Below are 25,817 nucleotides of genomic sequence, written 5' to 3' on the forward strand. Positions count from 1 at the left end.
CCGGCGCTCAGCCGACTCGGACCGCTCAGGCCGGCGGTCGGGTGACTCGGACCGCCCAGGTCGGCGGTCGGACGACTCGGACCGCCCGGGCCGCACGGACAACTCGGACGACTCGGGCCGGCGGGCGGGCGACTCCGGCTCGGGTGACTCCGGCTGGGGCGGGGACTAAGCCGCCGGGGCCGCTCTCACCCAGCGCCGCGGCGGGCGGCGCCACGACGGGTCGCGACCGGCCAGGGCCAGGGTCTGGTCGAGCAGGGTGGCCTCGCTGTCGGTCGGAACCACCGGGCCGAACAGGCCGGGCACGCCCTCGGCCGGACCCTGGGACAGGAACTCGACCAGCACCTCGAGGGTGCGCGGATCGGCGAAGTACTCCTGGCCGGTGGCCCGGGCCAGGTCCCAGCTGTGCATGATCAATTCGTTCATCGCGACGATGCCGAGGCTCGCGGCCGGCATGGTCACGCCGCCCACGCGGGACGTGCCGGTCCAGGCGGCCGGGTCCTTCCACGCGGTGGCCAGCTCTTCCAGCAGGACCGGGAGACTGCTGCGCCAGTGGCGGCCGAGATGCTGGGCGGAGGGGTCGGGCGGTTGCTCGTCGGTGCCGGGAGCGTCGGTGCGTTTGCGAGCGGCCTGGGTGAACGCATAGGACAGGCCCATCAAATGATCGAGCAGGGCGGCGACGGTCCAGTCGGGACAGGGAGTCGGGCCGGCCAGTTCGGCGTCGCCGACGCCGAGGAGAAGAGCTCGCAGTTTACGAACCGGCGGGTCGAAATCCAGCGGCACACGATCGGCCACGGTCATCCTCCTTCGGGTCGTTGGTGTTAACCCCACGTTACGGGTGGGGTACGACACTTTTCCGGTCGAGGAAGACCGTTTTCGCGGCTGGGCGAGTTTCCCCTGGTTGCCGACCGACAGAGACGATCAGGCCGGCCGGTCGGGGACGGTCAGGCCAACCGGTCAGGGACAGTCAGGCCGGCCAGGGAGGAGACGGTCAGGCCAACCGGTCAGGGACAGTCAGGCCGGCCAGGGAGGAGACGGTCAAAGCCACCGGTCAGGAGACGGTGATGTCAGCCGTGTCGGCGAGGTCGGGCACGCTCGCGACGCCGGAGCCGCCGGCCGGCACCGGACCGGAGGCCGGCCTCGGCCCGCCCGCTGGCGGACGCGGATGGCCCTGCGGTCCCTCCGGCGGGCGCGGATGACCCTGGAGACCTTCCGGTGAACGCGGATGACCCTGCGGTCCCTCCAGCGGACGCGGATGACCCTGCGGTCCCTCCAGCGGACGCGGATGGCCCTGCGGTCCCTCCGGCGGACGCGGATGACCCTGCGGATTTTCCGGGGGCCAGGGATGACCGTGCCCGTGCGGGCCGTCCGGTGGGCGGGGGCCGCGCGGGCCCTCCGGCGGACGCGGGTGGCCGTGCGGACCCTGCGGGTAGGGCGACTGCTGGCCGTGCGACATGGCCGGGGAGGCCGGCTGGGCGTACGCCACCGGCTCGTCGCCGGCGATCCCCGGGGACGCCGGCTGGCCGTAGGGCTGCTCGAACAACGCCGGCTGGTCGTGCGGCATCGCGGAGGAGGCCGCCACCATCGGCGCGGCGTGCGCCATCGGGACGGGGAGCGGGATGGGCTGGGTGTTCTGCGGCGGCTGAAGGTGCTGCGGCGGCCCCTGCAGAGCGGCCGGGCCGGCGATCGCGGCCGACACCACCCGCTTCGCGATCTCGGGGGCGGCCGCCCAGTGCAGACCCAGCTGGGACGCGTGCACCTGCCGCCAGACGAAGCCCTCGGGGTTGCCGCCCGACCAGGTCCAGGCCGGCACCGCACCGGCCCGCGGCGTGACGATCCCGCGGTGCTGCTTGTAGCCGGTGATCCGGGCGCCGGCCGGCGCCAGCAGCGAGGTCGTCGGTGCGGTCGCCTCGCGGTAGCCGGCCACCGTCTGATCCCCGGTGGACGCCGACGTGTCCAGGACCGCGCACATCGGCCGGCCGTCGAAGTCGCGGCCCAGCCAGGGCAGCGCCACGCCCTCGGCCACCACCGGCCAGCCGTCGTGCGCGAACTTCGCGACCACGTTGCACAGCCGCCGATTGGCGGAGAGCTCCTCGGCGTACCCCTCGGGCAGGCCCGCCCCGACGACCAGCGCTCGCGTGCCCGCCGGGAGTGCCTCATCCCGCAGCGGGTCGACGACCACCACGTCGGCGCCGGCCGCGGTGAGCAGTTCGGCCGTCTCGACGTACGTGTAGGGCGCGCCCGGCCCACCGGCCAGCGCGACGATCGGACGCTGGTCGAACACCTCGCCGCCGACGGCGTCGCCGGGGGTCCAGATCGGGCCCGGCAGGGCCGGCGCGGCGTTCGCGAGGGCCATCAGGCGTTCCAGGTCGAGGCCGCCCGCGACCGCCTCGCCCAGCCGGCGCACCGCCCGGCCGGCCTCCACCGTGCGGTGCGCCACCGGAACCGGGCCGTGCGCGCGGGACGGCAGGACGTTCGGCAGGTCGCCGCGCCGCAGCGCGCCCAGCACCGGCATGCCGATGTCGTCGAGCGCGGTGCGCAGCATCTGTTCGTGCCGGGGTGACGCCACCCGGTTGAGGATCACCCCGCCCAGGTGCACCATCTCGTCGAACATCCGGAAGCCGTGCACGAGCGCGGCCAGCGAATGCCCCATCGCCGCGACGTCGATGACCAGTACGACCGGTGCGCGCAGGCTGGCCGCGACCGCGGCCGTCCCGTCCACCTCGGGCTGACCGGTCAGCGAGTCGAACAGGCCCATGGCGCCCTCGACGACCGAGAGCTGCGCGCCGGCCGCTCCGTGCGCGAAAAGCGGCGCGATCCGTTGCGCACCGACCAGGCGCGGGTCTAGGTTGCGCCCAGGACGACCGGCGGCGAGACCGAGGTACGCGGCGTCGGTGTGATCCGGTCCGACCTTGAATCCGGCGGCCGGGATGCCACGAGCCACACAGGCCGCGAGCAGTCCGACGGCGACGGCCGTCTTACCGTGCCCCGACGAGGGGGCGCTCACGACCAGACGGGGCTGGGCGGTCATCACTGGTTCTCCCGACGCTGAACTGGACCGGCGTGCCCGCGAACAGGTCCGCCGGACGGCACAGTACCCGGCTGCGGCGGTCGCCGCCCGACCGCCGGGTAGCCTCAGAGGGTGTACCGGTTCCTGCTGACACCTCGCTGGCTGGGCGCTGCCGTGCTGACGATCGTGGCCTCAGTGATCATGGTCATGCTCGGCAACTGGCAACTGCGGCGCTACGAGGAACGCAGCGCCATCAACAACCGCATCGACGCCGCCGATTCGACGCAGGCGGTCCCGCTCACCTCGATCCTGACTGCCCCGGCCGGTGCCGGCACCGCGGGCGCCTCCCCCGGCAAGAGCCTGGCCTGGACAAAGGTGACGGTCACCGGGCAGTACGACCCGACCCACGAGATCCAGGCCCGGGGGCGGACGGTGGACAGCAACGTCGGCTTCGAGATCGTCACGCCGCTGGTGCTGGCCGACGGCACCGCGGTGCTGATCGATCGGGGCTGGGTGCCGGCACCGCCCGAGGGCGCCAGCGCGGCTCCGACCGTGCCGGCCGCGCCGACCGGGGAGGTCACGGTGGTCGGACAGGTTCACCTGTCGGAAAGCCGACCTGCCCCGATCGAGCACCGGGACGGCCGGCTGGACACCCGGCGGATCGCGGTGCCGCACCTCGCGGGCGAGATGCCCTATCCGGTCTACGGGGCGTACGTGCTGCTCACCGAGCAGACGCCGGCCGCCGACCCGGCGTTCACCGCGATCCCGATCGACCACGAGGACGCCTGGCAGAACGGCGGCTACGCGGTCCAGTGGTGGCTCTTCGCCCTGATGGCCCTGATCGCGTACGGCGTGCAGGCGCGCAAGGAAGCCCAGGGGCCGGAGGCGCCCGCGAAGAAGCCGACGCTGCGCGACCGGGTCGCCGAGGCCGACAAGAAACGGGAGTCCGCCCGGCTCGCCGCGCTCCACGAGCCGGTGGATCGGGTCGAGGAGGCGGACCGCCGGGCGGCCGCCGAGGCGGAACGCCGGCTCGCGGCGCAGAGCGGCCAAGACTAGGGTCCTTGCATGACCTCGCCGAGCGACCCGTGGGGCCCCTCTCCGGACGATCCGTGGACCGTGCCCAGCCCGTCGCCGGCCACTCCGGCGCTTCCGGTCTCCGGGCCGCCGGCAGCCGCGCCCGGCCCGGTCATCGTGCAGATCGCGGAGATCGCGGTCACCTCGACGACCGTGCACACCCCGGCCGGTGACATCCCGCTCGCCGGGTCACAGTGGCAGGTCAACGACTACTGGCACAGCCAGCAGCGCATCCCGAGATGGGCGATCGTCCTCGCCATCGTCGGCTTCTGCGTGCTTACCGTGCTGAGCCTGCTCTTCCTGCTGATCAAGGAAACGGTGATGCAGGGCACGGTGCAGGTGACCGTGACCAACGGCACGCGGCAATATGTGGCCCGCATCCCGGTCACCGACCAGGTCGCCGTCACCACCATCAACCAGCAGGTCAACTACGTCCGCACGTTGGCTGCGCTCTAGGCGCCGAGTTGCAGGGCCCGCACGCTGTCGATCGTGTCGGCCTCGCTCGCCGGCTTGTCGTCGCGGTAGCGCAGCACCCGGGCGAACCGCAGCGCCACCCCGCCCGGATAGCGCGGTGAGGTCTGCACCCCGTCGAACGCGATCTCGACCACCTGCTCGGGCCGCACCCGCACCACCCAGCCGTCGTCCTCGGTCTTCAGCTCCTGGAAGCGCTCGGTCTGCCAGCGCAGCAGCTCGTCGGTGAGGCCCTTGAACGTCTTGCCGAGCATCACGAAACCGCCGGTCGCCGGGTCGAGCGCGCCCAGGTGGAGGTTGGACAGCCAGCCCTTGCGGCGGCCGTGCCCCCACTCGACGGCGAGCACCACCAGGTCGAGCGTGTGCCGGGGTTTGACCTTGACCCAGGCCGAGCCGCGGCGACCCACGTCGTACGGCGCCTCGAGGGCCTTGATGACCACGCCCTCCTGACCGGCCGCCAGCGCGGCGGCGAAGGCCGCCGCGGCCTCCTCCTCGACGGTGGCCGTCGTGCGCCCGACGAGCAGCGACGCCGGCAGCGCGTCGGCGAGGGCCGACCAGCGCACCCGGCCCGGCTCGTCGAGCAGGTCGGTGCCGTCCAGGTGGAGCAGGTCGAAGAAGTAGGGCACCAGGGCGGCAGCGGCGTCGCCCCGGGTGGCGGCCCGGCTCGACGTCTCCTGGAACGGGCGGGGTCGCCCGTCGGGGCCGAGGGTCATCGCCTCGCCGTCGAGCACCACCTCGCGCAGCGGCAGTGCCCGGACCGCCGCGACCACCTCGGGCATCCGGCCGGTGATGTCGTCGAGGCTGCGGGTGAAGACGGCCACATCGTCGCCGGACCGGTGCACCTGGATGCGGATGCCGTCGAGCTTGACGTCGACCGCGGCGGGCACACCGGTGGCCAGCAGCGCGGCGCCCACGTCGGGGGCACTCTGCGCGAGCATCGGGGTGAGCGGGGTGCCGACCCGCAGGTTGATCTCGGCGAGCGCGGCGGCACCGCCGGTCAGCGCGGCCACCGCCACCTGCTTGAGGTCGCCGGAGAGCAGCAGCGCCCGGCGCACCGCGACCACCGGCACCTCGGCGGCCTTGGCGATCGCGTCGGCGAGCAGCCCGGCCTGGGCGCCCTGCCGCAACTCGCCGGAGAACAGACCGATCAGCAGCCGCTGCTCGTCGACCGTCGCCGCGCCGAACAGCGCGCCGAGCAGGTCACGCCGCCGAGCCTGCGAACCGGCCCCGGCCACCACCGAGATCTCGGCGATCGCCGCGTCGACCGCGCCGACCGTCAGCGACGGCTCGGCGGCCGGCGGCGGCCGGTCGCGCAGGCTCGCATAGCCGACGCCGGTCTGCCGCTGCCGCAGCTCACCGGCAAGATAGGCCGACCCGGCCGCGATCTCGCCCGGGTCGAGCCGCCGCAGCGCGTCGGCCAACAACTCGATCTTGGCCTTGCGCCCGGGAACAGCCGCTACGGCAGCCGAGGTGGCCGCCAGATCTAGGAACCGCACGGGCTCATCCTGGCAGCCACCTCTGACATTTTCTTGCCGTCACGAAGCTCCCGACCCCCGGTCTCTTCGCGACTGTCGCGCGCTCCCCCGTTAGAAACGCGCGAGCTCAGGCCGCGAGCGGCTCGGCGATGCGGAACCCGCGGGCTCGCACCGCGTCGGCGACGCGGGACAGTTGGGCGTCGATCGCGCAGAGCGTCTGCGAGATCTCCGCGAGGTGATCGTTGAGGGCGGAGTCGTCCCACCCCTCGACGTCGACCTCGTCGAGCGCGCGCACGGCGGCACGCAGGCGGACGATGGACTCAAGGCGGTCACGGGAGCGAAGTCGATCGATGGCGTGGCGCGGCCCGACGGGCATCGGACGCACCACCAGGGACACCGAGGCAGGCACATCATTCGAACGCATGTTCGAGATCCTAACAGGATTAGAACACCTGTCGCACCTGCCTCACCCGTCCGGTTACGCGTGCATCAGGTGGCCGAACTCCTGCGCGGCGTCGGCCGGAAGGGCTTGCGCGGCCACGAAGCCGTCCGGCCGGACTAGGTACAGATTCCCTGGTCGCAGCGGTGTTTGCGGCGCCGCCGGGAAGATGTGCACCGAGACGCCCAGGTCGGGTGCGTCGGTCGCGGCGACTCCGCCGTAGGCGTGGATCTGCCATTGCAGCGACCGCAGCGCGGCGAAGTTGTCGCCGGCCCACGGGAGCCGGCGGCCCACCACCGCATCCCGCCGTCCGCCACCCGCCCCGGGCGTCATTCCGTAGTGGATGCGGGTCTGCGAGACGTACTGGAACAGGCGCGAACCGCCCCGGGTCAACGGCAGCACCCGCACCCCCAGCGGCGCCGCGAGCGGCACGACGGCCCGGCGCAGGGCGCGCGACACCGGTGACTGGGAGGTGATCGCGCCGAAGATCCGGTCGGTCGTGCCGACCAGGCGTTTCGCCACCGGGCGGCGCTCCGCCTCGTACCGGTCGAGCCAGCCGTCGCGACGCCGGCCGTGCACCACGTCGGCCAGTTTGAAGGCCAGGTTGTGGGCGTCCTGCAGGCCGGTGTTCATGCCCTGGCCGCCGACCGGCGAGTGCACGTGCGCGGCGTCGCCGGCCAGGAAGAACGGGCCGTCCCGGAACTGCGCGGCGATGCGGTGGTGCACCCGGTAGGTGGCGAACCAGCGGGATTTGTCGTAGGTCACCGCGAACCGGCGCAGCCGCGGCCGGACGTCGTCCTCGGTGAGCGTGCCGTCGCCGTCCGAGTCGCGAACCAGGCCGATCAGCCGCCAGGTGCCGCGGCCGCGCATCGGGAAGCCGAGCAGGAAGTCGTCGGTGCCGGGCCGCACATTGATCGCGCCCTCCACCATGCCGGCCGTGGCCAGGGCGTCGATCACGTAGAACCGGTGCGGGTTGGTGATGCCCTCGAAGTCGATCCGCCGGGCGCGGCGCACCGGGGAATTCGAACCGTCGCAACCGACGCAGAAGCGCGCCCGGACGGTGTCGTTGCCGGCCTTCGCCTCGACCCCGTAGTCGGTCTGCACGACCGCGGTGATCGGGGTCTCCCAGCGCACGTCCACACCGAGCTTCTGCAGGTTCTCGTAGAGGATCTCCTCGTTGCGGCTCTGCTCGAGAATCTGGATGTACGGGTACGGCGTGACGCCCTCCCCGAGCCGGCCGAGCGGAACCCGTCCGTAGACCCGGTCGAGGAAGCCGGGCGCCACCGCGTCGGCGCGCTGGGCCGCGGACAGCACCAGGTCGCCGAGGCCGAGTTGGTCGTAGATCTCGAGGCTGCGGGCCTGGACGACCAGTGCCCGGGATTCCCGGGTCGGGCCGTCCTTGCTGTCCACCACGATCACGTCGACCCCGAGTTTGACCAGCCAGTTGGCCAGCATCAGCCCGGTCGGACCGGCGCCCGCCACCAGCACGTCGCACGTCAGGTCGGCCATCGGCGACCCGCCTCCTTCAGCTCGTCAGCGCCTCCGCCACGTTCTTGAGCAGCAGGGCCTCGGCCACGCAGACCCGCTCGAACTCGCCCAGGTGCAGGCTCTCGTCGGGGCCGTGCGCACCGGAGTACGGATCTTCCACGCCGGTCACCAGGATCGCGGCGGCCGGGAACAGCTCCTGGAAGGTGGCGATGAACGGGATCGACCCGCCGACGCCCATGTCCACCGGTGCGGTGCCGTCCCAGGCGCTGGCGAACGCAGCGCGGGCCGCGTCGTACACCGGGCCGGTCGCGTCGATGACGCAGGGCGAACCGCCGGCCTCCAGGGTGACCTCGACCTGGGCGCCCCACGGAACGTACTTCTCCAGGTGGGCGCGGACGGCCGCGTACGCCGAGATGGGGTCGTCGCCGGGCGCGAGCCGCACGCTGATCTTCGCCTTGGCGGTCGGCTGCAGGGCGTTCGCCGCCTCGAAGGTGCGTGGGGCGTCGATGCCGAGCACCGAGATGGCCGGTTTGGTCCAAATCCGGTCGGTGATGGTGCCATGGCCGATCAGCTTGACGCCGTCGACGACGCCGCCCTCCTCCCGGAACCGGTCTTCCGGGTAGTCCACGCTGGCGCCCTCGCGACCGACCAGGCCGTCGACGGCGACGTCGCCGTTCTCGTCGTGCAGGGTGGTCAACAGCCGCGCGAGGGTCATCAGCGCGTCCGGGATCGGGCCGCCGAACATGCCACTGTGCACGGCGTTCTTGAGCACCTTGACCTCGGCGAACAGGTTGACGATGCCGCGCAGCGAGGTGGTCAGCGCAGGCTGGCCGATGTCCCAGTTGCCGGAGTCGGCGATCACGATGACGTCGGAGCGCAGCTCTTCGGTGTGCGCCTCGATGATGTCGTTGAGCGAATCGGAGCCGTACTCCTCCTCGCCCTCGACGAAGACGACGACGCCGACCGGCAGCTGGTCGCCGAACGCGCGCAGCGCGGCGACGTGCGCCATCACGCCGGCCTTGTCGTCGGCGGCGCCCCGGCCGTAGAGCCGGCCGTCCCGCTCGACCGGCTCGAACGGGTCACTGGTCCAGAGCGACACGTCGCCGGTCGGCTGTACGTCGTGGTGTGCGTAGAGCAGCACGGTGGGCGCGCCGGCCGGGGCCGCCTTGCGGCCGATGACCGCGGGCTGGCCGCCGTGCCGCACGATCTCCGTCTCGAGCCCGCAGCCCCGCAGCAGCTCGGCGACGGCCGTCGCGGACCGCTCGACCTGGGTGTGGTCGAAGCCCTCGAAGGCGATGCCGGGGATCCGGACCAGGTTTTCCAGGTCGGCACGGACCCCGGGCATCTCCCGCGCGATCGCGGCGCGCAGATCGGTTTCACTCAAGCTCATGGAACCGATCCTAGGGCCTCAGTCGGATGAATCCCGGCCTCGAGTGGAGGCCCAGTCGCGGGCACCGCGGGCGGCCGAGCCGGCCAGGTCGGCCGCGCCGCCGCCGACCTTGCGCACCAGGTTGACGAGCGGGTCCTGGGAGGAGGTGAAGCTCTCGCGGTAGGAGTTGGCGGCGGCCTTCACGTCCTCCGAGACCGAGGCGTTGCCGTCGTCGTCGCGGCGAGGGTACTCGCCGCCGAGGATCCGGGCGTACTCCCCCGAGTCGACCCATTTGCGCAGGTCGGCGGCCCGGGCCACGGGGACCGGGTGGGTGCTGCCCACGGTGATGCCGATCTTGTGGATGCTGTCCCGCAGGTCGCCACCGCTTTCGTACTCGGCGGCCTGCTCCAGGAACGCGGCCGTGTCGATCTGCGACAGGTCGCCGCCGCCGGCCAGTTTCATCAGCAGGCGGATCGAGGCGGCCGGGTCCTGACCGGCTAGCAGGCCGGCCCGGTCGGCGGACAGCTCGGCCTTGCGCCACCACTCGAGCATCGCCGCGATGATCCCGCGCAGGGCGAGCACGCCGATCGGCAGCCAGCTGACGTTCGCGGTCCAGGCGGTGAGGATCATCATGATGGTCTTGTAGACGGCGTGGCCGCTGAGCACGTGCCCCAGCTCGTGCCCGAGCATCGCGCGCAGCTCGTCGTCGTCGAGCTTTTCCACGGCGGCCGTGGTGATCACGATGAACGGCTTGTTGAGGCCGATGGCCTGCCCGTTGATGATCGGCGACTGGTTGACGAAGAGTTCGGGCAGCTCGGCCACGTCGAGGGCGCTCGCCGCCTCGGTGAAGCGCTGGTAGACGCGTGGGTACTGCCGGTGGTCGACCCGGATCGCGCCGGCCAGGAACTGGAGGCGGAAACCGCGCTCGTTCCACATGCCGAAGAACGCTTTGACCAGGTCGTCGAAGCCGCGCAGCTCGCGCAGCGCGGTCAGGGCGCCGCGGTCGGCCGGGTGCTCCCAGGCCCGCGAACTGATCCCGGTGAGCGTGACCCGCCGGCGTACCGGACGGTTTTCCTCGTCGGTCATGACTCCCCGCCTTTGAGCTGTCGTCGGGCCGTGCACCTCCGTCGACGGTACGCCGGGAACGCAACGCCTAGGGGGCGCCCGGTGGGACGAACGGCAGGTCGGGCGCCGGGCCCTCCTCGATCAGCCGCCACAGCGCCGCGGTGTCCAGATGTTCCTCGACCAGGTCGCCGAGCACGTCGAGGGCCCGCTCGCGGACGGCCGCGAACCGGGTGTCCGGTGCCGCCACGAACCCCCGTCGCCCGGCCAGCCGCGCCGCTTCCACCAGGAACCGGCGGCGGAACTCGTCGTTCTCGAAGGCGCCGTGCCAGTGCGTACCGAAGACGTTGCCGGCCACGGCACCCTCCGGGCGGCCGTCGGCGTAGTGCAGCAGCGGTTCGGCGGTGCCGGCCACCACGTACCCGTGATGGATCTCGTAGCCGCGCACCGGCGCACCGAGCCCGACACCGGCCGGCCGGGCCAGGGTCTTGCGCTGAGCGAACGCGATGTCCACCGGCAGCAGTCCGAGGCCGTCGACGGTGCCGAGCCCGCTCTCCACCTCGTCGTCGATCCGGCGGGCCAGCATCTGGAACCCGCCGCAGATGCCCAGCAGCGGCTTCCCGGCCGCCGCGTGCTGCCGGATGGCCTGATCGAGACTGTGTTCGCGGAGCCAGCCGAGGTCACTGACGGTCGCTTTCGACCCGGGCAGCACGACCAGGTCGGCGTCGGCGATATCGCCGGGTTCGACGGTGAGATGCACCCGTACGCCGGGTTCGGCGGCCAGCGCCTCGGCGTCGGTGGCGTTGGAGATGCGCGGCAGCCGCACCACGGCGACGCGCAGCCACTCCCGGCCGCGCGGCGCCGCGGGCCGGCCGAGGCTGCGCCCGTAGGCGAGCGAGTCCTCGGCGTCGAGCCAGACGTCGGGGTGGAACGGCAGGACGCCGTGCACCGGCCGCCCGGTCGCCGCGGTGATCATGTCGAGGCCCGGTTGCAGCAGGCCGAGGTCGCCGCGGAACTTGTTGATGACGAAGCCGCTGACCAGCGCCTGGTCCTCCGGGCTGAGCAGGGCGACCGTGCCGAACAGGGCCGCGAACACCCCGCCCCGGTCGATGTCGCCGACCACGATCGCGGGCAGGCCGGCCGCGCGGGCCAGGCCCATGTTCACGAAGTCGCCGTCGCGAAGGTTGATCTCGGCCGGGCTGCCGGCTCCTTCGCAGATCACCGCGTCGAAGTCGTTGCGCAGGCCGGTCAGGGTCTCGAAGGCCGTTTCCGCGAGCCGCTCCCGCATCGAGCGGTAGTTGCGGGCGGTGACCGTGCCGACCACCTCGCCGAGCAGCACGACCTGGCTGGACCGGTCGCTGCCCGGCTTGAGCAGCACCGGGTTGAACCGCACCTCGGGCGCCAGCCCGCACGCCGCCGCCTGCATCGCCTGGGCCCGGCCGATCTCGCCGCCGCGACCGTCCGGGCCGACCACGACGGCCGAGTTGTTGGACATGTTCTGCGCCTTGAACGGCGCCACCCGGACCGCGCGCCGGTGCAGCCAGCGGCAGATCCCGGCGGTCAGCACGCTCTTACCGGCGTCCGAGGTGGTGCCGGCGACGAGCAGGCCGCCGGTCATCGGCGGGCCAGCGCGATCCCGGCCGCGATCACCGCGGCCAACGCACCCACTGCCCCCGAGACCCGGGCGGCCCGCCGCAGGTGCACAGCCGACGGCCGCGGTCCGTCGCCAAGGAACGGTCGCACCTCGCTGCGTCCGAAATAGACGTTTCGCCCGCCGAGCCGCACCCCGAGCGCCCCGGCCATGGCCGACTCGCACTGCCCGGCGTTGGGCGACGGATGGTCGTTGCGGTCCCGCTTCCAGACCCGCAGCGTTTCCCCGGGCCGCCCACCGGCGACCGGTGACACCGCGACCGTCAGCAGCCCCGTCAGCCGCGCCGGCCCCAGATTGAGCAGGTCGTCGAGCCGCGCCGACGGTGTGCCGAACCGGGCGTACCGCGCCGAGCGGTGCCCGACCATGGCGTCCAGGGTGTTCGCCGCCCGGTAGGCCAGCAGGCCCGGCAGTCCGAGCAAGCCACCCCAGATCAGCGGCGCCACGACGGCGTCCGATGTGTTCTCGGCGACCGACTCCACCGTGGCCCGGGCCAGCTCGCCCGAGTCCGATGTCGACGGATCCCGTCCGCACAGGTGATTGAGCCGCCCCCGGGCCGCCGCCAGGTCACCGCGGTCCAGATGGCCCGCCATGATCCGCGACTCGCGCCGCAGCGTTCGGCCGCCGAGCACGGTCCAGGTCGCGGCCGCGACGAGCGCCGCCCGGGCAACCGGCCGCCGCCGGGTGGCCGCCGCCGCGGCGAGCCCCAGCAGTGCGGGCCCGCCGACGGCGACGGCCGTGAAAACGGCACCGGACCGGCGATCCGGCGCGTACACCTTCTTCTCCAGCGCACCGGCCGCCGTGCCGAAGCCGGCGACCGGGTGGAACCGACGCGGATCACCGAGCACGGCGTCGAGCAGGAACCCGGCGAGCAGCCCGGTCGCGTCCGCTTTCACGAGCACAGATCGCAGACCCACACCGGCTGCTCGTCGGCATCCGGCGCGGGCTCGAACGGCACCGGCTCCAGCTGACCCCAGGCGATCGCGCCCGGCGCCCGGTCCACCAGGAACTCGGTGACGATCGCGTGCAGGTCGCTGGTGACCCGGTAGGGCGAGCCGAACGGCAGCTCGTCCGGCCCGCACGTGCGGGTCGAGCAGCGCAACTGCCCGGCTTCCCCGTCGTGCCAGACGTAGAACGTGACCGGCCCCGGCTGCTTGGCCGTCGCCACCTGGTCGCGCAGCAGTTCCGCCGTCTCCTCGAAGGCGGCCACCACCTCGTCGGACGTCAAGCCCATGCGCTCGTGCGGCGGCGCGCCGAACCAGCTGGTGTTGACGAGCTCGGCGTCCTGGTCGTGCGGCGAAAGCACCAGTGTCTCGCCCGCGATCGCTCGGATCTCCTTCAACAGCACTGGTTCAGTCTGCCCGCCCGACCCCGGGCCGGACCAACCGGGCGGGTCCTCCGGGTGGCCCGATCCCACGAAACGATCGGGCCACCCCGTTCGGGCGAGTGAAAGGCGGGTGGATCAGGCCGCCACCGGCTCCCGTTTCGTCCGCCGGGTCCGGCGCGCGCCCGCCGGCTGCTCCGCGACCAGCCGCTCCACCTCGAGCGTGAGCTCGTCCTCACCCTCCGGAACGGCCGGGACCTCCACCGGCACGGGGTCGGGCTCGGCGAAGGTCGGCGGCTCCTCGGCCGCGAGCGGCAACCCCTCCCCGAATCCGATCGGCATCTCCTCGGCCGGCACCGGCTCGGACAGCTCGCCGGTCACCACCGCCTCCGACTCGGCGTCCTCGACCGCGGCCACCTGGGCGGCCTTGTTGCGGAAGAACCGAGCCCGGCCGCGGGACAGGTCGTGGCCGATCGACATGGCCTCCATCTCGTAGGAGACCCGCGGCTTGTTGTCCTCGTCGGTCCAGTCGCGGGTGAAGAGCCGGCCGTAGATGACCACCGGGTCACCCACGGCGAGCGACGACGCGACGCCCTCGGCCAGCCGGCGCCACGCACTGACCCGGACCCGCAGGTGGTTGCCGTCGACCCAGCGGTTGTTCTCCCGGTCGAAGCGCCGGGCCGTCGAGGCGACCCGGAAGTTGGCCACCAGCGATCCGGTGCTGGCGATCCGCCGCCATTCGGGTGCCGTGAGTACGTTGCCCACGACGACCAGGTTGGTATCGAACACTTTTGCCCTCCAGGGGTTGGGACGTTGAGGAGGCGAGCATGGCCGCCGCCGCGTACCGCCCGGGGATCTTGATCGTGGGCCTGTGGATTGGGGATATCGGCCGTGCGCCCGCCGGATCTGGTATGTCGGCGGCCTGCGGATGGGTAGCCTGGCGCTGTGGAGATCGACGTCCTGGGACCGCCCTACGAGCGGCACACCATCAATTTGGGCACCGACGACGAGGGCCCGGTGGTCGCCACGCTGGTGCGCCGCCGCGGTGACCGCCCGAGCCGCCGCGCTGTGCTCTATGTGCACGGCTTCGTGGATTACTTCTTTCAGACTCATCTCGCCGATTTCTTCGTCGAGCGCGGCTGGGACTTCTACGCCCTCGACCTGCGTAAGTACGGTCGCAGCCTGCTCCCGCACCAGACGCCGAACTTCGCCCGCAGCCTCACCGACTACTACCCGGAGCTTGACGAGGCGGCCCGGATCATCCGGGACGAGGACGGCCACGACCAGATGCTGGTGGCCGGCCACTCCACCGGCGGCCTGATCACCGCGCTCTGGTCGCACTCCCGGCAGGGCAAGGGCATCGTCGACGGCTTGTTCCTGAACAGCCCGTTCTTCGACTTCAACGTGCCGTGGCTGGTGAAGGGCCCGCTGATGGCCACGGTGCTGAGCGTCAGCGGCCGCAGCCCGTACCGGAAAATTCCGACCGCCGGCCTGACGGTGTACGGCGAGAGCCTGCACAGCGACCACCGTGGCGAGTGGACCTACGATCTGGCCTGGAAACCGATCGAGAGCTTCCCGGTGACGGCCGGCTGGCTGCACGCGATCCGCCGGGGCCAGCGCCGCCTGCGGGCCGGCCTGTCCATCGACGCCCCGGTGATGGTGGCCTGCTCGACCCGCACGTTCCGGGGCCGCGCCTGGTCGGAGGACGTCCGCCTGACCGACGCGGTGCTGGACGTCGAGCACATCGCGCGCTGGGCACCGGGCCTGGGCGACCGGGTGACGATCGCCCGTTTCGACGGCGGCATGCACGACCTGACGCTCTCCGGCAAGGACGTGCGCACGGTGGTGTTCCGCGAGCTGGGCCGCTGGGTGGACGCGTTCGTGCCGGCGCCGGGAACGCCGGAGATCGAGGTGCCGCCGGCGCCGGAGGACAAGGCGGACGACAAGGATTCCGCGACCGCTTAGTATGTCGGTGGCCCAGCGCTCGTAGCTCAGCGGATAGAGCAACGGACTTCTAATCCGTCGGTCGCAGGTTCGAATCCTGCCGGGCGCGCAAAAAGGCGGCGAGCGGCGCAGATGCGCCGCCCGCCGCCGAGAAGGTGCTGACCGCCCCAGCGTCAACACTGCTTCCATTGGAACTGGACCAGGGTGTAGACCTCGCCGTCCGAGGCACGCATCGAGATGTAACTGCGTCGCGTCGAGGTGCCCGCGTAGACCCGCAGCTCGGTGTTGATGTTGAGGCTGCGCGTCACCCCGCAGGGTGCCCAGACCAGGTCGGCGGTCTCGGTGATGTCGGTGGCCCGCCAGCTGCCGTCGTACGGCCCGGTGAACGGGTGGTCGACGTAGTTGTTGTCGGACGAGCCCTGGAAGTAGTAGTTGGCCCGTTCCAGCGCGGTGGCCCCGGACTCCAGGTGCATCTTGCCCCAGTAGTCGGCTCGGGCGATCGCGAAGGTGAACCCCTGCGGGATGTGCACCAGCACGTTGACCTGGCAGTTCTTCCGGAAGTCGGTGGGGTCGGTGCTTCCGCCGTCCTCGGCCAGGTACTGCGAGTAGGAAATCTTGAAGGCGGTGTTGTCGGACTGCATCGCGGCCGACGCGGTGCCGGCCGGGCAGCCGGAGCCGTTGACGGTCTGCACGTCGAGCGTGACCTGACCGCTGGGCGGGGTGAGCGCGGCGTCGGCACGGGCCGGCCCGGACAGGGACAGTGCCGCGAGCACGGTGGCGGAAGCGAGTGCGGCCAGCCTGAAGGTCATCGGGGGTTCCCTCCTCGGCGTTCCAAGGAATTAGACATTGATCAATATGGATGGGGCGAACGAATGCTAGCGTCCCCTATCTAGACCTAACAAGTGTTAATTTGTTTGCTCATAAAAGGTCTGTTCGATCAACTCAAAAAATCATGCATTGACGCTCTTCGATGGAATGTCTACCGTGACCCGCATCCCGAGAGGTCGCTGGGGCCTTTTCTGGAAGGAGTCCAAATGCGAAAGGCGTTGTACATTTTCTGCGCCATGCTGGGGGTGCTCGCATCGGCCTTGATCGCCGGTCCGGCATCCGCGGTCGGCTATCTCGATCTACCCGTCCCACCACCCACCGACCGGATCGTCATCGACGTGGTGACGGTCAACGGTTCGGGTTGCCCGGCCGGCACGGCGGCGGTCGCGGTATCCCCCGACAACACGGCCTTCACGGTCACCTACTCGCAGTACATGGCGCTGATCGGGGTGGGCGCGACGTCCACCGACTGGCGGAAGAACTGCCAGCTCAACATCATCGTGCACGTCCCGAGCGGATTCACCTACGCGATCAGCAAGGTGGACTACCGCGGGTTCGCGTCCCTCGAGCAGGGCGCCACCGCCCTGCAGAAGGCCAACTACTACTTCCAGGGCCAGTCGCAGACCGCGTACGTCACGCACAACTACGCCGGCCCGATGGGCGACGACTGGCAGAACAGCGACGAGATCCCGATCGCGTCGATGGTCTGGGCGCCGTGCGGCGCGCTGCGCAATCTCAACATCAACACGGAACTGCGGGTGTCGGCCGGCACTTCCGACGTCAAGAAGACCACGAGCTTCATTTCGATGGACTCCACCGACGGCGCACTGAACACCGTTTACCACTTCGCCTGGCAGAACTGCCCCTAGTAGGAGGAGAAGGCGCCGGCCGGAATGATTCTGGCCGGCGCCCCGGCGTGCCCACAATCGAAACTCAACTGGATGCGAGCGCCTCCGTCGGCGCCAATCGGGCCGCCCGGACGGCCGGATAAAGACCGGCGATCGCCCCGATCACCACGGTTGCACCCACCCCGCCGGCCAGGGCCCACAGCGGCACCACGGTCGGCCAGTTCTGCGTCGTCGCGTACGCCCCGGTGACCAGATAGCCGAGTAACACCCCGGCCGCGCCACCGAGCAGCGACAGCAGCAGCGATTCGGTGACGAACTGCGTGCGTACCTGTCCCTTGGTCGCGCCCAGCGACCGCCGCAGGCCGATCTCCGCCCGCCGTTCCAGCACCGAGATCACCATGGTGTTGGCCACGCCGATGCCGCCCACCAGCAGCGCCACCGCGCCCAGCCCCAGCAGCAGGGCGGTGAAGGTGGCGTTCGCCGTGCGCTGCGCGGCGAGCGCGTCGGACGGCCGGGACACCTTCACCTCGTCCGGCTGCTGCGGGTTGGCGGTCGGCCCGAGCACGTGCCGGACCGCCTCGACCTGCGACTCGATCGCCCGGGCGTAGACCGTGGTCGGATGCCCGTCGAAGCCCAGGTAGGTGGCTGCCGCCGACCAGCCGACCAGAGCCGCCGAGTTCAGCTCCGGCGCCAGCGGCACCGGATCGAGCACCCCGATCACGGTCCACACCCGTCCGTCCAGATAGACCGTGGGCGGGTTGCCGAGCCGGCGGGCCGCGTCCGAACCGAGGACCACGGCCGGGTACCGGGCGGTGGCGGCGTTCAGCCAGGTGCCGCCGGACAGCGCGGCGCCGACCGTTCTGAGCAGGTCCAACTCGGCGGCGAGCACGGCCAGTCCGCCGGTCTGCCCCTCCGGGATCCGATCGGTGCGGTAGACGTTCACGTCGTCCACCGACCCGGTCGCGGTGGCCGACAGCACCGGGCCGATCCGCCGGATCATCGGCACCGCCGTGTCCGGCAGGTCCGAGTTCTCGCCGAACATCGTCTGCCCCGGCGTGACGGTCAGCATGTTGGTGCCCAGCGCCGCCAGGGCCCGGTCGAGGTCGGCCTGGCTGGACGCCGAGATCCCGACGACGGCGGTCATCGCCGCGATGCCGATGGCGATGCCGAGCGATGACAGCACCGCGCGCAACGGTCGGGCGCGCAGGCCGGTGCCGCCGAGACGCAGCAGGTCGGCCGGGCTCAGCCGGGTGGGCCACAGCGACATTCAGACCACCTCCCCGTCCCGCATCGGCACCTGCCGGGGCAGACCGTCGGCGATCTCGTGGTCGTGCGTGATGACCAGGACGGTGGTGCCGCTCGCGTTCAGCTCGCGCAGCAACTCCACCACCCCGGCCCCGGAGACCGAGTCGAGGTTTCCGGTGGGTTCGTCGGCGAGCAGCACCGCCGGATCCCCGGCCACGGCCCGGGCGATGGCGACTCGCTGCCGCTCGCCGCCGGAGAGCTGGTGCGGACGGTGGGTGAGCCGGTCACCCAGGCCGACCCGGACCAGGGCGGCCTCGGCGCGCCACTCCCGCTCCTTTTTCGGTACGCCGGCGTAGAGCAACCCGTCGGCGACGTTGGCCACCGCGTCCCGGCCCGGCGCGAGGTGGAACTGCTGGAAGACGAAGCCGATCCGGCGTGCCCGCAGCGCCGACAGTTGCCGGTCGCTGAGGGTCGCCACATCGTGCCCGTCGATCTTCACGCTGCCCTCGGACGGCCGGTCCAGCGTGCCGATCAGGTGCAGCATGGTGGACTTGCCCGACCCCGATGGACCGACGATCGCCACCAGTTCGCCGTACTCCACGGACAAGTCCACCGACCGTACGGCGGTCACGCCGCCGGGATAACTCTTGGTGACCCCGGACAGCTCGATCACCTGACTCATGCCGGCACCCCGACCTGCACGCCGGCCTCCAGGCCCGCGCCGGTGACCTCGACCTTGCCGTCGGCGAACAGGCCGGTCTCCACCGCGACGATCCGGGTGGTGGTGCCGTCGACGACCTGGACGCCGTAGCCTCCCTCGGCCAGCGCGAGCAGCGCCGCGACCGGCACGGTCAGCACGTTCTTGCGTTCCGACGAGGTGAAGTGGACGGTCACCGACGCCTCGTCGAGGCCGGCCGGCGCGCCGGAGAAGCCGATCGTCACCTCGAGCAGGGTGGTGTCCGGCTGGTCGCCCTGGCCCTCCTGCACCGCCGTACCCAACTTGATGATCTTGCCGTTGACCTTTTTGCCGTCGGGCATCTCGACCTGGACCGCGGCGCCCTTCTGGGCGAGCCGCTGCGAGGCCATCGTCAGCTTCACCGTCGCGACCAGCGCGGTGCCGGCGTACTTCAGCAGTTCGGTGCCGTTCATCGCGGCGGAACCGTTCTCGGCGGTGACCGAGTCCACCCGGATCGCCGTCGCGGCGTACCCGATCTGGCCGGTCTCCACCCGGCCGGTCTCGCTGAGACCGAGGTCGTCCTGCCATTCCTCGACCGCGTCGGCGGTGGCCGACGAATAGGTGCTGTCGACCGTGAATCCGCGATAACCGAGCGCCCAGAGGTTCTTCTCGAACTGCTTCACGTCCGTGCCCTTGATCCCCGGCGCGAGCGTCCGGTAGGAGGGCAGCGTGCCGTAGAGCAGCACCACCGGCTTGTTGTCGATCTTGTAGAGCGTCTGCCCCCGTTTGATCACCGCGCCGGCTGCCGGCAGCCAGGTCACCGTGCCGCCCGACTTGGCGGCGAGCGTGCTGGTCAGGCCGTGGCCCAGAGTGCCGTCGTGGGTCTCCCGGTCGACCAGCGTCTCGCGCGCGATCTCGGCCGTGGACGGCGTGGTGTGGTCGCTGGCACCCGCACTGTTCCCGGACGGGTCGGGCAGGTTGAAGACGGTGACCGCGGTGGCCACCGCCCCGACCGCCACCACACCGGCCACGATTCCCGCGGTCCGCCGGGTGCTCATCCGACCCTCTTCTCGGTCGCCGGGCCGCCATCGGTGCCGCCGCCCGACGTGTGCTGCTCGGTGTGCTTCTCGGCGCCCTCCGGCAGGTATTTCGCGCACGCCTTCTCGGCCTTGTCGAAGGTCGGATCGCCCGGCCCGGTGCCCAACTTGCTGCCGTCGATGGCGAGCCTGCCGTCGGGCTCCGGGTCCGGGAAGTTCGGCACGCCGTTCTCCCGCATGCACTTGGCCTGGGCGCGGACCTTCTCGAGGTCCTCGGCGCTCGGCTTCGGCGCCTCGCCACCGTTCGGCATGTACTGCTTGCAGGCCTTCTGCGCCGCCTCGACCTTCGAGCGGTCGACGCCCGGCGGCTCCGCGACCGCCAGCTTGCCGCCCGACGGATCGGGGAACCAGGTGATGCCGTGGTCCCGCATGCACCGCGAGAACTTCACCGGCGCGTCCGGGTCGTCCGAGGCGGACGCACTGGCGCTGCTGCTCGGTGTGGCGGTGCCGGTCTGTGCGCTCGCCACCTGCGGATCGTTCGACGCGGCACGCCCACAACCGGCAGCCACCAGGGCTGACATGAGGGCGAGCGCCGCGACCGTCCGGGTTCGCATCGTCGTCTCCTTCACCGGCGGCCGGTCGGCCGCCACGGGACGAAGTACAGCGATCGACCGGTTTCCCCGCCGTCACGGAAAAACGTGACGCCCAATTGACGCCGCCGCGCGGCACGATGAGAGGCATGCGCATCCTGGTGGTCGAGGACGAACCGCTGCTGGCCGACGCGGTGGCCCAGGGCCTGCGCCACGAGGCTCATGCGGTCGACGTCGCCTACGACGGTGCGGCCGCCCTGGAACGCTTCGGCGTCAACGACTACGACGTGGTGGTGCTGGACCGCGACATCCCCGCGGTGCACGGCGACGACGTGTGCCGGGTCATCGTCACCAAGGGCGAGACCCGGGTGCTGATGCTGACCGCCGCCGCCGGCATCGACGACCGGGTCACCGGCCTGTCCCTCGGCGCCGATGACTACCTGCCGAAACCCTTCGCCTTCCGGGAACTCTCCGCGCGGGTCACCGCGCTGGGCCGCCGGTCCCGCCCGGCCGCCCCGCCGATCCTGCGCCGGGGCGGCATCAGCCTCGACCCGCACCGGCGCGAGGTCCACCGCGACGGGCGCTACGTTCCGCTGTCCCGCAAGGAGTTCGCGGTGCTGGCCGAGCTGCTGCGCGCCGACGGCACCGCGGTGTCGGCCGAGGTGCTGCTGGAGAAGGCCTGGGACGAGAACGCGGATCCGTTCACCCACGCCGTACGCATGACGATTTTGAAATTGCGCCGCAAGCTGGGTGAACCGCCCGTGGTGCTCACCGAGCCGGGAGTGGGGTATCGAATCCCGTGAGACTCACCGTCCGCACCCGGCTGACCCTCTTCTACGGTGGCCTGTTCGCCTTGGCCGGCATGGTGCTGCTGGGCGTCACCTACGTGCTGGTGTCGCAGCGCCTGACGATGCGGGTGGCCGGCGAGGCGTCACTCTCGAAGAGCGTCGGGGTCGGGCCCGGCGGTCAGGCACCCGAACCGCAGTACGTCGAGAAGATCGTCGCCGGCACCCAGGACACCGCCCTGCACACCCTGCTGACCCAGGGCCTGATCGCGCTGGTCGTGGTGAGCGCGGCTGCGATCGCCCTGGGCTGGCTGATCGCCGGCCGCATGCTCCAGCCGCTGCACCAGATCACCGCGACCGCGCGGCGGATAGCCACCGCCCCCGACGCCGACCGCGGCCTGCACGAGCGCATCGCGCTGACCGGCCCGACCGACGAGATCAAGGAACTGGCCGACACGTTCGACGTGATGCTGGCCCGCCTCGACCACTCGTTCGACGGCCAGCGCCGCTTCATCGCCAGCGCGTCGCACGAACTGCGCACCCCGCTGACCCTGAACCGCACCCTGCTGGAGGTGGCCCTCACCCCGGACGGGGTGTCGGAGGAGGTCCGCCAGTTGGGCACCACCCTGCTGGCCATCAACGACCGCCACGGGCGGCTGATCGACGGCCTGCTCCTGCTGGCCCAGTCGGACCGCCCGGTCACCGAACGCTCCTACGTGGACCTGGCCGACGTCGTCGAGCACGTGGCCGTGTCCGACACGGTCAAGGTGCTGACCGAACCGGCCGAGGCCGCCGTGGCCGGCAACCCGGTGCTCCTGGAACGCCTGGTGCAGAACCTCGTGGAGAACGGCATCCGGCACAACATCCCGGCGAACGGCTGGGTCCGGGTGCGCACCGGCATCCGCCCCGACGGCTGGGTGGCCCTGGAGGTCAGCAACTCCGGACCGCCGATCCCGCGATACGAGGTCCCCGGCCTCTTCGAACCGTTCCACCGCTACGGCACCGAACGCCTGCACTCCCCCGGCGCCGGCCTGGGCCTGTCGATAGTCCGGGCGGTGGCCAAGGCACACGGCGGCCAGGTAACCGCCACCGCACGCGACGAGGGCGGCCTGACCGTGACGGTGCTGCTCCCCCGAGCCCCGTGAGGCCGATCTCAGCCCGCCGTCACGGGGAAGTGGGGGTGGGAACGGCCCGGTCGGCCGGGTCGGTCGCGGACGGGGTGGCGACGGCGGTGCGGCGGGCCAGGCCGATCACGCCCAGGGTCATCACGATGGCCGCCACCGCGACCACGACGCGGCCCTCGACGCCGAAGCGGAAGCTCTCGTTGAACACCACCACGCCGGCTATCGCGGCCACGATCGGATTGGCGACACTCACCGTGGCCAGCGGGGCGGCCAGGCCCGCGCCCCGATAGGAGAGCTGGCTCAGGACGTAGCCGCCGATCCCGAGCAGCACGACCATGCCGGCCTGGAACAGCGAGACGGCGGCCGGCCCGTCGTCGGCGAAGGCGGCCATCACGGCCTTGGACAGGACCGACGAGATGCCGAAGGCCACCCCCGCGGCGGCCGCCAGCAACACCCCCCTGGTGCGAGGGCCGGCCGTCGTGGAGGCGCCGATCAGCCCGGCCACCAGGATCAACGTGACCAGGGAGAGATAGCGGCTGCCGGTCGAGGTGAGCAGCGCCGGCTCATCGGACTCCACCGAGAGGGACATGATCAGGGACAGCCCGGCCACCGTCAGGCCGGCGTCTATCCAGGCCGGGATGCTTATCCGGGTGCGATATCGCAGCGCCGAGATGGGCAGGGCGAAGAGCAGGGTCAGGGTGCCCAGGGCCTGGACCACCGCGACCGTGCCGAAGTTCAGGGCGATCACGTGCAGGCCCACCCCGCCCGCGGTGAGCACCAACGCCACCGCCCAGCGGGTCAGGCCCCGCTGGCCGTTCTTGGCCAGACGTTCCTGCGCGACGGCGGCCCCCGCATAACTCGCCGCGGACAAAACAGACAGCGTGACAGCCCAACCAAGCGACGCCATAAACACCCCTCTTTGAGCTTGCCTCACTTACCCCCGTCTCAGCCTCTCGATTTCGCAGGATCTTGGCGTCATCCGGAAGGTGTAAATCCATCTGCGTCAGTTGCGGTACCCCGACGGGAAAATGCCTTTCGGTGGCGAGGAGCCCGCTGCCACGATCGTGGTCATGACGGACACGGCGAACACCCGGATCGGCTGGCTCGACCTGCCGGCCGCGGTTCGCGCCCGGATCGAGGCGATCATCGGCGGCGGCCGGGTGGCGGAGGCCGTGTCGCAGCGGGGTGGTTTCTCCCCCGGCACCGCCGACCGGGTCAGGACGGAAACCGGCCGGAGAGCCTTCGTCAAGGCGGTGTGCCCGGCGATCAACGTCCGGTCGGCCGAGCTGGCCCGGATGGAGATCCACGTCAGCGGCGCGCTGCCGCGGACGGCCCCGGTCCCCGAGCTGCTGGGCGCGTTCGACGACGGCGACTGGGTGGTCCTGGTCCTCGAGGACGTCGACGGTGCTCAACCCCGTACCCCTTGGGTGGAGGCGGAGTTCGACGCGGCCCTGGCCGCGCTCGCCGAGCTGGCCGACGCCGTCACCCCGTCGCCGGTCGGCGGCCTGCCGACGACGGCGGAACGCCTCGCCGACGACTTCGCCGCGTGGGAGATCGTCGCCGCCGACCCGCCCGCCGATCTCGACCCGTGGCTCGCCGAGCGACTGACCGAGCTGTGCGCCGCGGCGAAACGGTCCCTCGACGTCCTGGGCACCGGCAACACGCTGGCGCACTGCGACATCCGGGCCGACAACCTGCTGGTCCGCCGGGACGACGGCCGGGTCGTGATCGTCGACTGGCCGTGGGGTGCGATCGGGCCGGAGTGGCTCGACCGGCTGCTGCTGGGCATCAACGTCCGGGTGCACGGCGGCGATCCGGCGCGGGCACTGACCGGCATCGAACCGGACGTGGTCACCGACTTCCTGGCCGGCCTGGTCGGCTATTTCGAGTACGTCGGCCGGCTGCCCCCGCCGCCCGCGATCCCCACCGTGCGCGCCTTCCAGCGGTGGCAGGCCGAGGCTCTGCGACCGTGGCTGCGCGACCGCCTCTGATCCGCAAACCGCCCCGGGCCGTATAAAGGTTACGACGATCGCACCAGGTGGGAGGTCCGGCACACCTACCCGGACCGCGACCGGCCGCGCATTAGGCTGGGATATCTGGGCTTCGGCGTGGCGGCCCGGACCGCCGAAAAATCCTCACACGGAACGGAACACGATGATCGACCAGGCCAAGGTGCGAGTCCTTCTGCTGGAGAGCATTCACCGCGACGCGGTGACCCGGCTCGAAGCCGAGGGGTACTCCGTCGAGTCCGTGCGCAACGCCCTGGACGAGGCGGAGCTGATCGAGCGCATCCAGGGGGTGCACCTGCTCGGCATCCGGTCCAAGACCCAGGTCACGGCAAAGGTGCTCGAGGCCGCCGACAGTCTTGTCGCGGTCGGCGCGTTCTGCATCGGCACCGACCAGATCGACCTGCACGCCGCGTCGGCGGCCGGGGTCGCCGTCTTCAACGCGCCGTTCTCCAACACGCGCTCGGTGGTCGAGCTGGCGATCGGCGAGATCATCGCGATGACCCGGCGGCTCACCGAGAAAAACACTCTCATGCACCAGGGCGTGTGGGACAAATCGGCGGACGGCGCGCACGAGATCCGCGGCCGCCGGCTCGGCATCATCGGGTACGGCAACATCGGCACCCAGTTGTCGGTGCTCGCCGAGAACCTCGGCATGCACGTGTCCTTCTACGACACGGCCGACAAGCTGGCGCTGAGCAACGCGCACCGCTGCGCCTCGATCGAGGAGCTGCTGGAGACCTCTGACATCGTCACCATCCACGTGGACGGCCGGCCGGGCAACGCCGGTTTCTTCGGTGCCGAGCAGTTCAAGCGGATGAAGCCGAACGCGCTGTTCCTCAACCTTTCCCGCGGCATCGTGGTCGACCATGTCGCACTGCGTGACGCCCTGGTCGACGGGCACATCTCCGGCGCCGCGGTGGACGTCTTCCCGAAGGAGCCGAAGGGCCGCGGCGACGAGTTCGTCTCCGAGCTGCGCGGCCTGCCCAACGTCATCCTCACCCCGCACATCGGCGGGTCGACCGAGGAAGCGCAGTCCGACATCGGCGACTTCGTGGCGAACAAGCTGACCCATTTCATCAAGGACGGCAACACCACGCTGAGCGTGAACCTGCCGGGGGTGGCGCTGCCCGAGCAGGACGGCATGAGCCGCATCGTGCACGTCCACCTGAACACGCCGGGCGTGCTCGCCAAGGTCAACAGCATCCTGGCCCAGCACTCGGTGAACGTCGAGGGTCAGCTGCTGAGCACCCGCGGGGAGTACGGCTACCTGATCACCGACATCAGCGGCGGCTACAGCGACGAGGTGCTGGACCAGCTGCGCAACATGGAACAGACGGTCCGCCTGCGCGTTCTGTCCTGAACTGAGGGAAAAGG

Annotated in this window: 25 protein-coding genes and 1 tRNA gene; 9 read left to right on the forward strand and 17 right to left on the reverse strand. The window is 71.4% G+C overall.

Features of this window, described 5'->3' with window-relative positions; all coding sequences use genetic code 11:
* Positions 1 to 165: 165 nt before the first annotated feature.
* Entirely contained in the window at positions 166 to 792 is a 627-nt protein-coding gene (locus Ato02nite_RS43625) for a TIGR03086 family metal-binding protein (RefSeq protein WP_213012608.1), read from the reverse strand.
* Between the two features lie 256 nt (positions 793 to 1,048).
* The gene (locus tag Ato02nite_RS43630) at positions 1,049 to 3,028 is read right to left on the reverse strand and encodes a cobyrinic acid a,c-diamide synthase CobB (RefSeq protein ID WP_246608085.1); all 1,980 of its coding nucleotides are present in this window, start codon (positions 3,026 to 3,028) and stop codon (positions 1,049 to 1,051) included.
* 111 nt (positions 3,029 to 3,139) lie between these two features.
* Here Ato02nite_RS43630 and Ato02nite_RS43635 point away from each other — a divergent pair, with 111 nt between their 5' ends.
* Together Ato02nite_RS43635 and Ato02nite_RS43640 are read left to right on the forward strand one after the other, a co-directional pair.
* The gene (locus tag Ato02nite_RS43635; protein WP_213012609.1) at positions 3,140 to 4,063 is read left to right on the forward strand and encodes an SURF1 family cytochrome oxidase biogenesis protein; all 924 of its coding nucleotides are present in this window, start codon (positions 3,140 to 3,142) and stop codon (positions 4,061 to 4,063) included.
* Positions 4,064 to 4,072: 9 nt separating this feature from the next.
* Positions 4,073 to 4,537, forward strand: a complete 465-nt coding sequence (locus Ato02nite_RS43640; RefSeq protein ID WP_213012610.1) for a hypothetical protein — start codon at positions 4,073 to 4,075, stop codon at positions 4,535 to 4,537.
* On the opposite strand, the gene Ato02nite_RS43645 is transcribed toward Ato02nite_RS43640, so the two are convergent.
* The 9 genes from Ato02nite_RS43645 to Ato02nite_RS43685 form a co-directional block, all read right to left on the reverse strand.
* Positions 4,534 to 6,048, reverse strand: a complete 1,515-nt coding sequence (locus Ato02nite_RS43645; protein ID WP_213012611.1) for an ATP-dependent DNA ligase — start codon at positions 6,046 to 6,048, stop codon at positions 4,534 to 4,536. The genes Ato02nite_RS43640 and Ato02nite_RS43645 overlap by 4 nt on opposite strands.
* Positions 6,049 to 6,154: 106 nt before the next feature.
* Positions 6,155 to 6,451, reverse strand: coding sequence for a hypothetical protein (locus Ato02nite_RS52910; protein ID WP_307854267.1), 297 nt, complete (start codon positions 6,449 to 6,451; stop codon positions 6,155 to 6,157).
* 54 nt (positions 6,452 to 6,505) lie between these two features.
* A complete protein-coding gene (locus Ato02nite_RS43655; RefSeq protein ID WP_213012612.1) occupies positions 6,506 to 7,975 on the reverse strand; it encodes an FAD-dependent monooxygenase in 1,470 nt (489 codons plus the stop codon).
* Positions 7,976 to 7,991: 16 nt separating this feature from the next.
* Positions 7,992 to 9,344 carry a dipeptidase gene (locus Ato02nite_RS43660; protein ID WP_213012613.1) on the reverse strand — a complete coding sequence of 451 codons (1,353 nt, stop codon included), beginning with the start codon at positions 9,342 to 9,344 and terminating at the stop codon, positions 7,992 to 7,994.
* Positions 9,345 to 9,362: 18 nt separating this feature from the next.
* Positions 9,363 to 10,409: a M48 family metallopeptidase gene (locus tag Ato02nite_RS43665; RefSeq protein WP_213012614.1), complete on the reverse strand. Its 1,047-nt coding sequence runs from the start codon at positions 10,407 to 10,409 to the stop codon at positions 9,363 to 9,365.
* Positions 10,410 to 10,476: 67 nt separating this feature from the next.
* A complete protein-coding gene (locus Ato02nite_RS43670) occupies positions 10,477 to 12,003 on the reverse strand; it encodes a cobyric acid synthase (RefSeq protein ID WP_213012615.1) in 1,527 nt (508 codons plus the stop codon).
* Positions 12,000 to 12,950: a cobalamin biosynthesis protein gene (locus Ato02nite_RS43675; protein ID WP_246608086.1), complete on the reverse strand. Its 951-nt coding sequence runs from the start codon at positions 12,948 to 12,950 to the stop codon at positions 12,000 to 12,002. The genes Ato02nite_RS43670 and Ato02nite_RS43675 overlap by 4 nt, the downstream gene beginning before the upstream one ends.
* Positions 12,926 to 13,381, reverse strand: a complete 456-nt coding sequence (locus Ato02nite_RS43680) for a hypothetical protein (RefSeq protein WP_213012616.1) — start codon at positions 13,379 to 13,381, stop codon at positions 12,926 to 12,928. The genes Ato02nite_RS43675 and Ato02nite_RS43680 overlap by 25 nt, the downstream gene beginning before the upstream one ends.
* A gap of 114 nt (positions 13,382 to 13,495) precedes the next feature.
* A complete protein-coding gene (locus Ato02nite_RS43685) occupies positions 13,496 to 14,146 on the reverse strand; it encodes a single-stranded DNA-binding protein (RefSeq protein ID WP_213012617.1) in 651 nt (216 codons plus the stop codon).
* Between the two features lie 156 nt (positions 14,147 to 14,302).
* On the opposite strand from Ato02nite_RS43685, the gene Ato02nite_RS43690 reads away from it, so the two are divergent.
* Together Ato02nite_RS43690 and Ato02nite_RS43695 are read left to right on the forward strand one after the other, a co-directional pair.
* Complete coding sequence (locus Ato02nite_RS43690; protein ID WP_213012618.1) at positions 14,303 to 15,322, forward strand: alpha/beta hydrolase; 1,020 nt, start codon at positions 14,303 to 14,305, stop codon at positions 15,320 to 15,322.
* A 15-nt stretch (positions 15,323 to 15,337) separates the two neighbouring features.
* Positions 15,338 to 15,410: transfer RNA gene (locus tag Ato02nite_RS43695), tRNA-Arg, on the forward strand.
* A gap of 64 nt (positions 15,411 to 15,474) precedes the next feature.
* On the opposite strand, the gene Ato02nite_RS43700 is transcribed toward Ato02nite_RS43695, so the two are convergent.
* The gene (locus Ato02nite_RS43700) at positions 15,475 to 16,110 is read right to left on the reverse strand and encodes a DUF4360 domain-containing protein (RefSeq protein ID WP_213012619.1); all 636 of its coding nucleotides are present in this window, start codon (positions 16,108 to 16,110) and stop codon (positions 15,475 to 15,477) included.
* A gap of 237 nt (positions 16,111 to 16,347) precedes the next feature.
* Here Ato02nite_RS43700 and Ato02nite_RS43705 point away from each other — a divergent pair, with 237 nt between their 5' ends.
* A complete protein-coding gene (locus Ato02nite_RS43705; RefSeq protein ID WP_438873115.1) occupies positions 16,348 to 16,998 on the forward strand; it encodes a DUF4360 domain-containing protein in 651 nt (216 codons plus the stop codon).
* 64 nt (positions 16,999 to 17,062) lie between these two features.
* Here the strand turns inward: Ato02nite_RS43705 and Ato02nite_RS43710 are convergent, their stop codons facing one another.
* From Ato02nite_RS43710 to Ato02nite_RS43725, 4 genes are read right to left on the reverse strand one after another with little or no spacing between them, the layout of a single operon-like run.
* Complete coding sequence (locus tag Ato02nite_RS43710) at positions 17,063 to 18,244, reverse strand: ABC transporter permease (protein ID WP_213012621.1); 1,182 nt, start codon at positions 18,242 to 18,244, stop codon at positions 17,063 to 17,065.
* On the reverse strand, positions 18,245 to 18,895 hold the full coding sequence (locus Ato02nite_RS43715) for an ABC transporter ATP-binding protein (RefSeq protein WP_213012671.1): 651 nt from the start codon (positions 18,893 to 18,895) through the stop codon (positions 18,245 to 18,247). It abuts the gene before it with no gap.
* Positions 18,896 to 18,900: 5 nt separating this feature from the next.
* Positions 18,901 to 19,956, reverse strand: coding sequence for a peptidoglycan-binding protein (locus Ato02nite_RS43720; protein ID WP_213012622.1), 1,056 nt, complete (start codon positions 19,954 to 19,956; stop codon positions 18,901 to 18,903).
* Positions 19,953 to 20,549, reverse strand: coding sequence for a hypothetical protein (locus Ato02nite_RS43725; protein WP_213012623.1), 597 nt, complete (start codon positions 20,547 to 20,549; stop codon positions 19,953 to 19,955). Before Ato02nite_RS43725 ends, Ato02nite_RS43720 begins: the two co-directional genes overlap by 4 nt.
* Before the next feature lie 125 nt (positions 20,550 to 20,674).
* On the opposite strand from Ato02nite_RS43725, the gene Ato02nite_RS43730 reads away from it, so the two are divergent.
* Together Ato02nite_RS43730 and Ato02nite_RS43735 are read left to right on the forward strand one after the other, a co-directional pair.
* On the forward strand, positions 20,675 to 21,328 hold the full coding sequence (locus Ato02nite_RS43730; protein ID WP_213012624.1) for a response regulator transcription factor: 654 nt from the start codon (positions 20,675 to 20,677) through the stop codon (positions 21,326 to 21,328).
* Positions 21,325 to 22,455, forward strand: coding sequence for a sensor histidine kinase (locus Ato02nite_RS43735; protein ID WP_246608087.1), 1,131 nt, complete (start codon positions 21,325 to 21,327; stop codon positions 22,453 to 22,455). Before Ato02nite_RS43730 ends, Ato02nite_RS43735 begins: the two co-directional genes overlap by 4 nt.
* A 19-nt stretch (positions 22,456 to 22,474) precedes the next feature.
* On the opposite strand, the gene Ato02nite_RS43740 is transcribed toward Ato02nite_RS43735, so the two are convergent.
* Entirely contained in the window at positions 22,475 to 23,305 is an 831-nt protein-coding gene (locus tag Ato02nite_RS43740) for a DMT family transporter (RefSeq protein ID WP_246608088.1), read from the reverse strand.
* Positions 23,306 to 23,504: 199 nt separating this feature from the next.
* Here Ato02nite_RS43740 and Ato02nite_RS43745 point away from each other — a divergent pair, with 199 nt between their 5' ends.
* Both Ato02nite_RS43745 and serA read left to right on the forward strand, forming a co-directional pair.
* The gene (locus Ato02nite_RS43745; protein WP_213012626.1) at positions 23,505 to 24,425 is read left to right on the forward strand and encodes a phosphotransferase; all 921 of its coding nucleotides are present in this window, start codon (positions 23,505 to 23,507) and stop codon (positions 24,423 to 24,425) included.
* A gap of 163 nt (positions 24,426 to 24,588) precedes the next feature.
* On the forward strand, positions 24,589 to 25,803 hold the full coding sequence (serA, locus tag Ato02nite_RS43750; RefSeq protein WP_213012627.1) for a phosphoglycerate dehydrogenase: 1,215 nt from the start codon (positions 24,589 to 24,591) through the stop codon (positions 25,801 to 25,803).
* Positions 25,804 to 25,817 lie beyond the last annotated feature (14 nt).

This window comes from Paractinoplanes toevensis (genome assembly GCF_018332695.1).
GTDB lineage: Bacteria > Actinomycetota > Actinomycetes > Mycobacteriales > Micromonosporaceae > Actinoplanes > Actinoplanes toevensis.

Coding starts and splice junctions, on each gene's coding strand:
- Ato02nite_RS43720 (WP_213012622.1), bottom strand. CDS start 19,956: ATGAGCACCCGGCGGACCGCGGGAATCGTGGCCGGTGTGGTGGCGGTC.
- Ato02nite_RS43630 (WP_246608085.1), bottom strand. CDS start 3,028: ATGACCGCCCAGCCCCGTCTGGTCGTGAGCGCCCCCTCGTCGGGGCAC.
- Ato02nite_RS43665 (WP_213012614.1), bottom strand. CDS start 10,409: ATGACCGACGAGGAAAACCGTCCGGTACGCCGGCGGGTCACGCTCACC.
- Ato02nite_RS43700 (WP_213012619.1), bottom strand. CDS start 16,110: ATGACCTTCAGGCTGGCCGCACTCGCTTCCGCCACCGTGCTCGCGGCA.
- Ato02nite_RS43670 (WP_213012615.1), bottom strand. CDS start 12,003: ATGACCGGCGGCCTGCTCGTCGCCGGCACCACCTCGGACGCCGGTAAG.
- Ato02nite_RS43725 (WP_213012623.1), bottom strand. CDS start 20,549: ATGCGAACCCGGACGGTCGCGGCGCTCGCCCTCATGTCAGCCCTGGTG.
- Ato02nite_RS43640 (WP_213012610.1), top strand. CDS start 4,073: ATGACCTCGCCGAGCGACCCGTGGGGCCCCTCTCCGGACGATCCGTGG.
- Ato02nite_RS43655 (WP_213012612.1), bottom strand. CDS start 7,975: ATGGCCGACCTGACGTGCGACGTGCTGGTGGCGGGCGCCGGTCCGACC.
- Ato02nite_RS52910 (WP_307854267.1), bottom strand. CDS start 6,451: ATGCGTTCGAATGATGTGCCTGCCTCGGTGTCCCTGGTGGTGCGTCCG.
- serA (WP_213012627.1), top strand. CDS start 24,589: ATGATCGACCAGGCCAAGGTGCGAGTCCTTCTGCTGGAGAGCATTCAC.
- Ato02nite_RS43710 (WP_213012621.1), bottom strand. CDS start 18,244: ATGTCGCTGTGGCCCACCCGGCTGAGCCCGGCCGACCTGCTGCGTCTC.
- Ato02nite_RS43660 (WP_213012613.1), bottom strand. CDS start 9,344: ATGAGCTTGAGTGAAACCGATCTGCGCGCCGCGATCGCGCGGGAGATG.
- Ato02nite_RS43745 (WP_213012626.1), top strand. CDS start 23,505: ATGACGGACACGGCGAACACCCGGATCGGCTGGCTCGACCTGCCGGCC.
- Ato02nite_RS43730 (WP_213012624.1), top strand. CDS start 20,675: ATGCGCATCCTGGTGGTCGAGGACGAACCGCTGCTGGCCGACGCGGTG.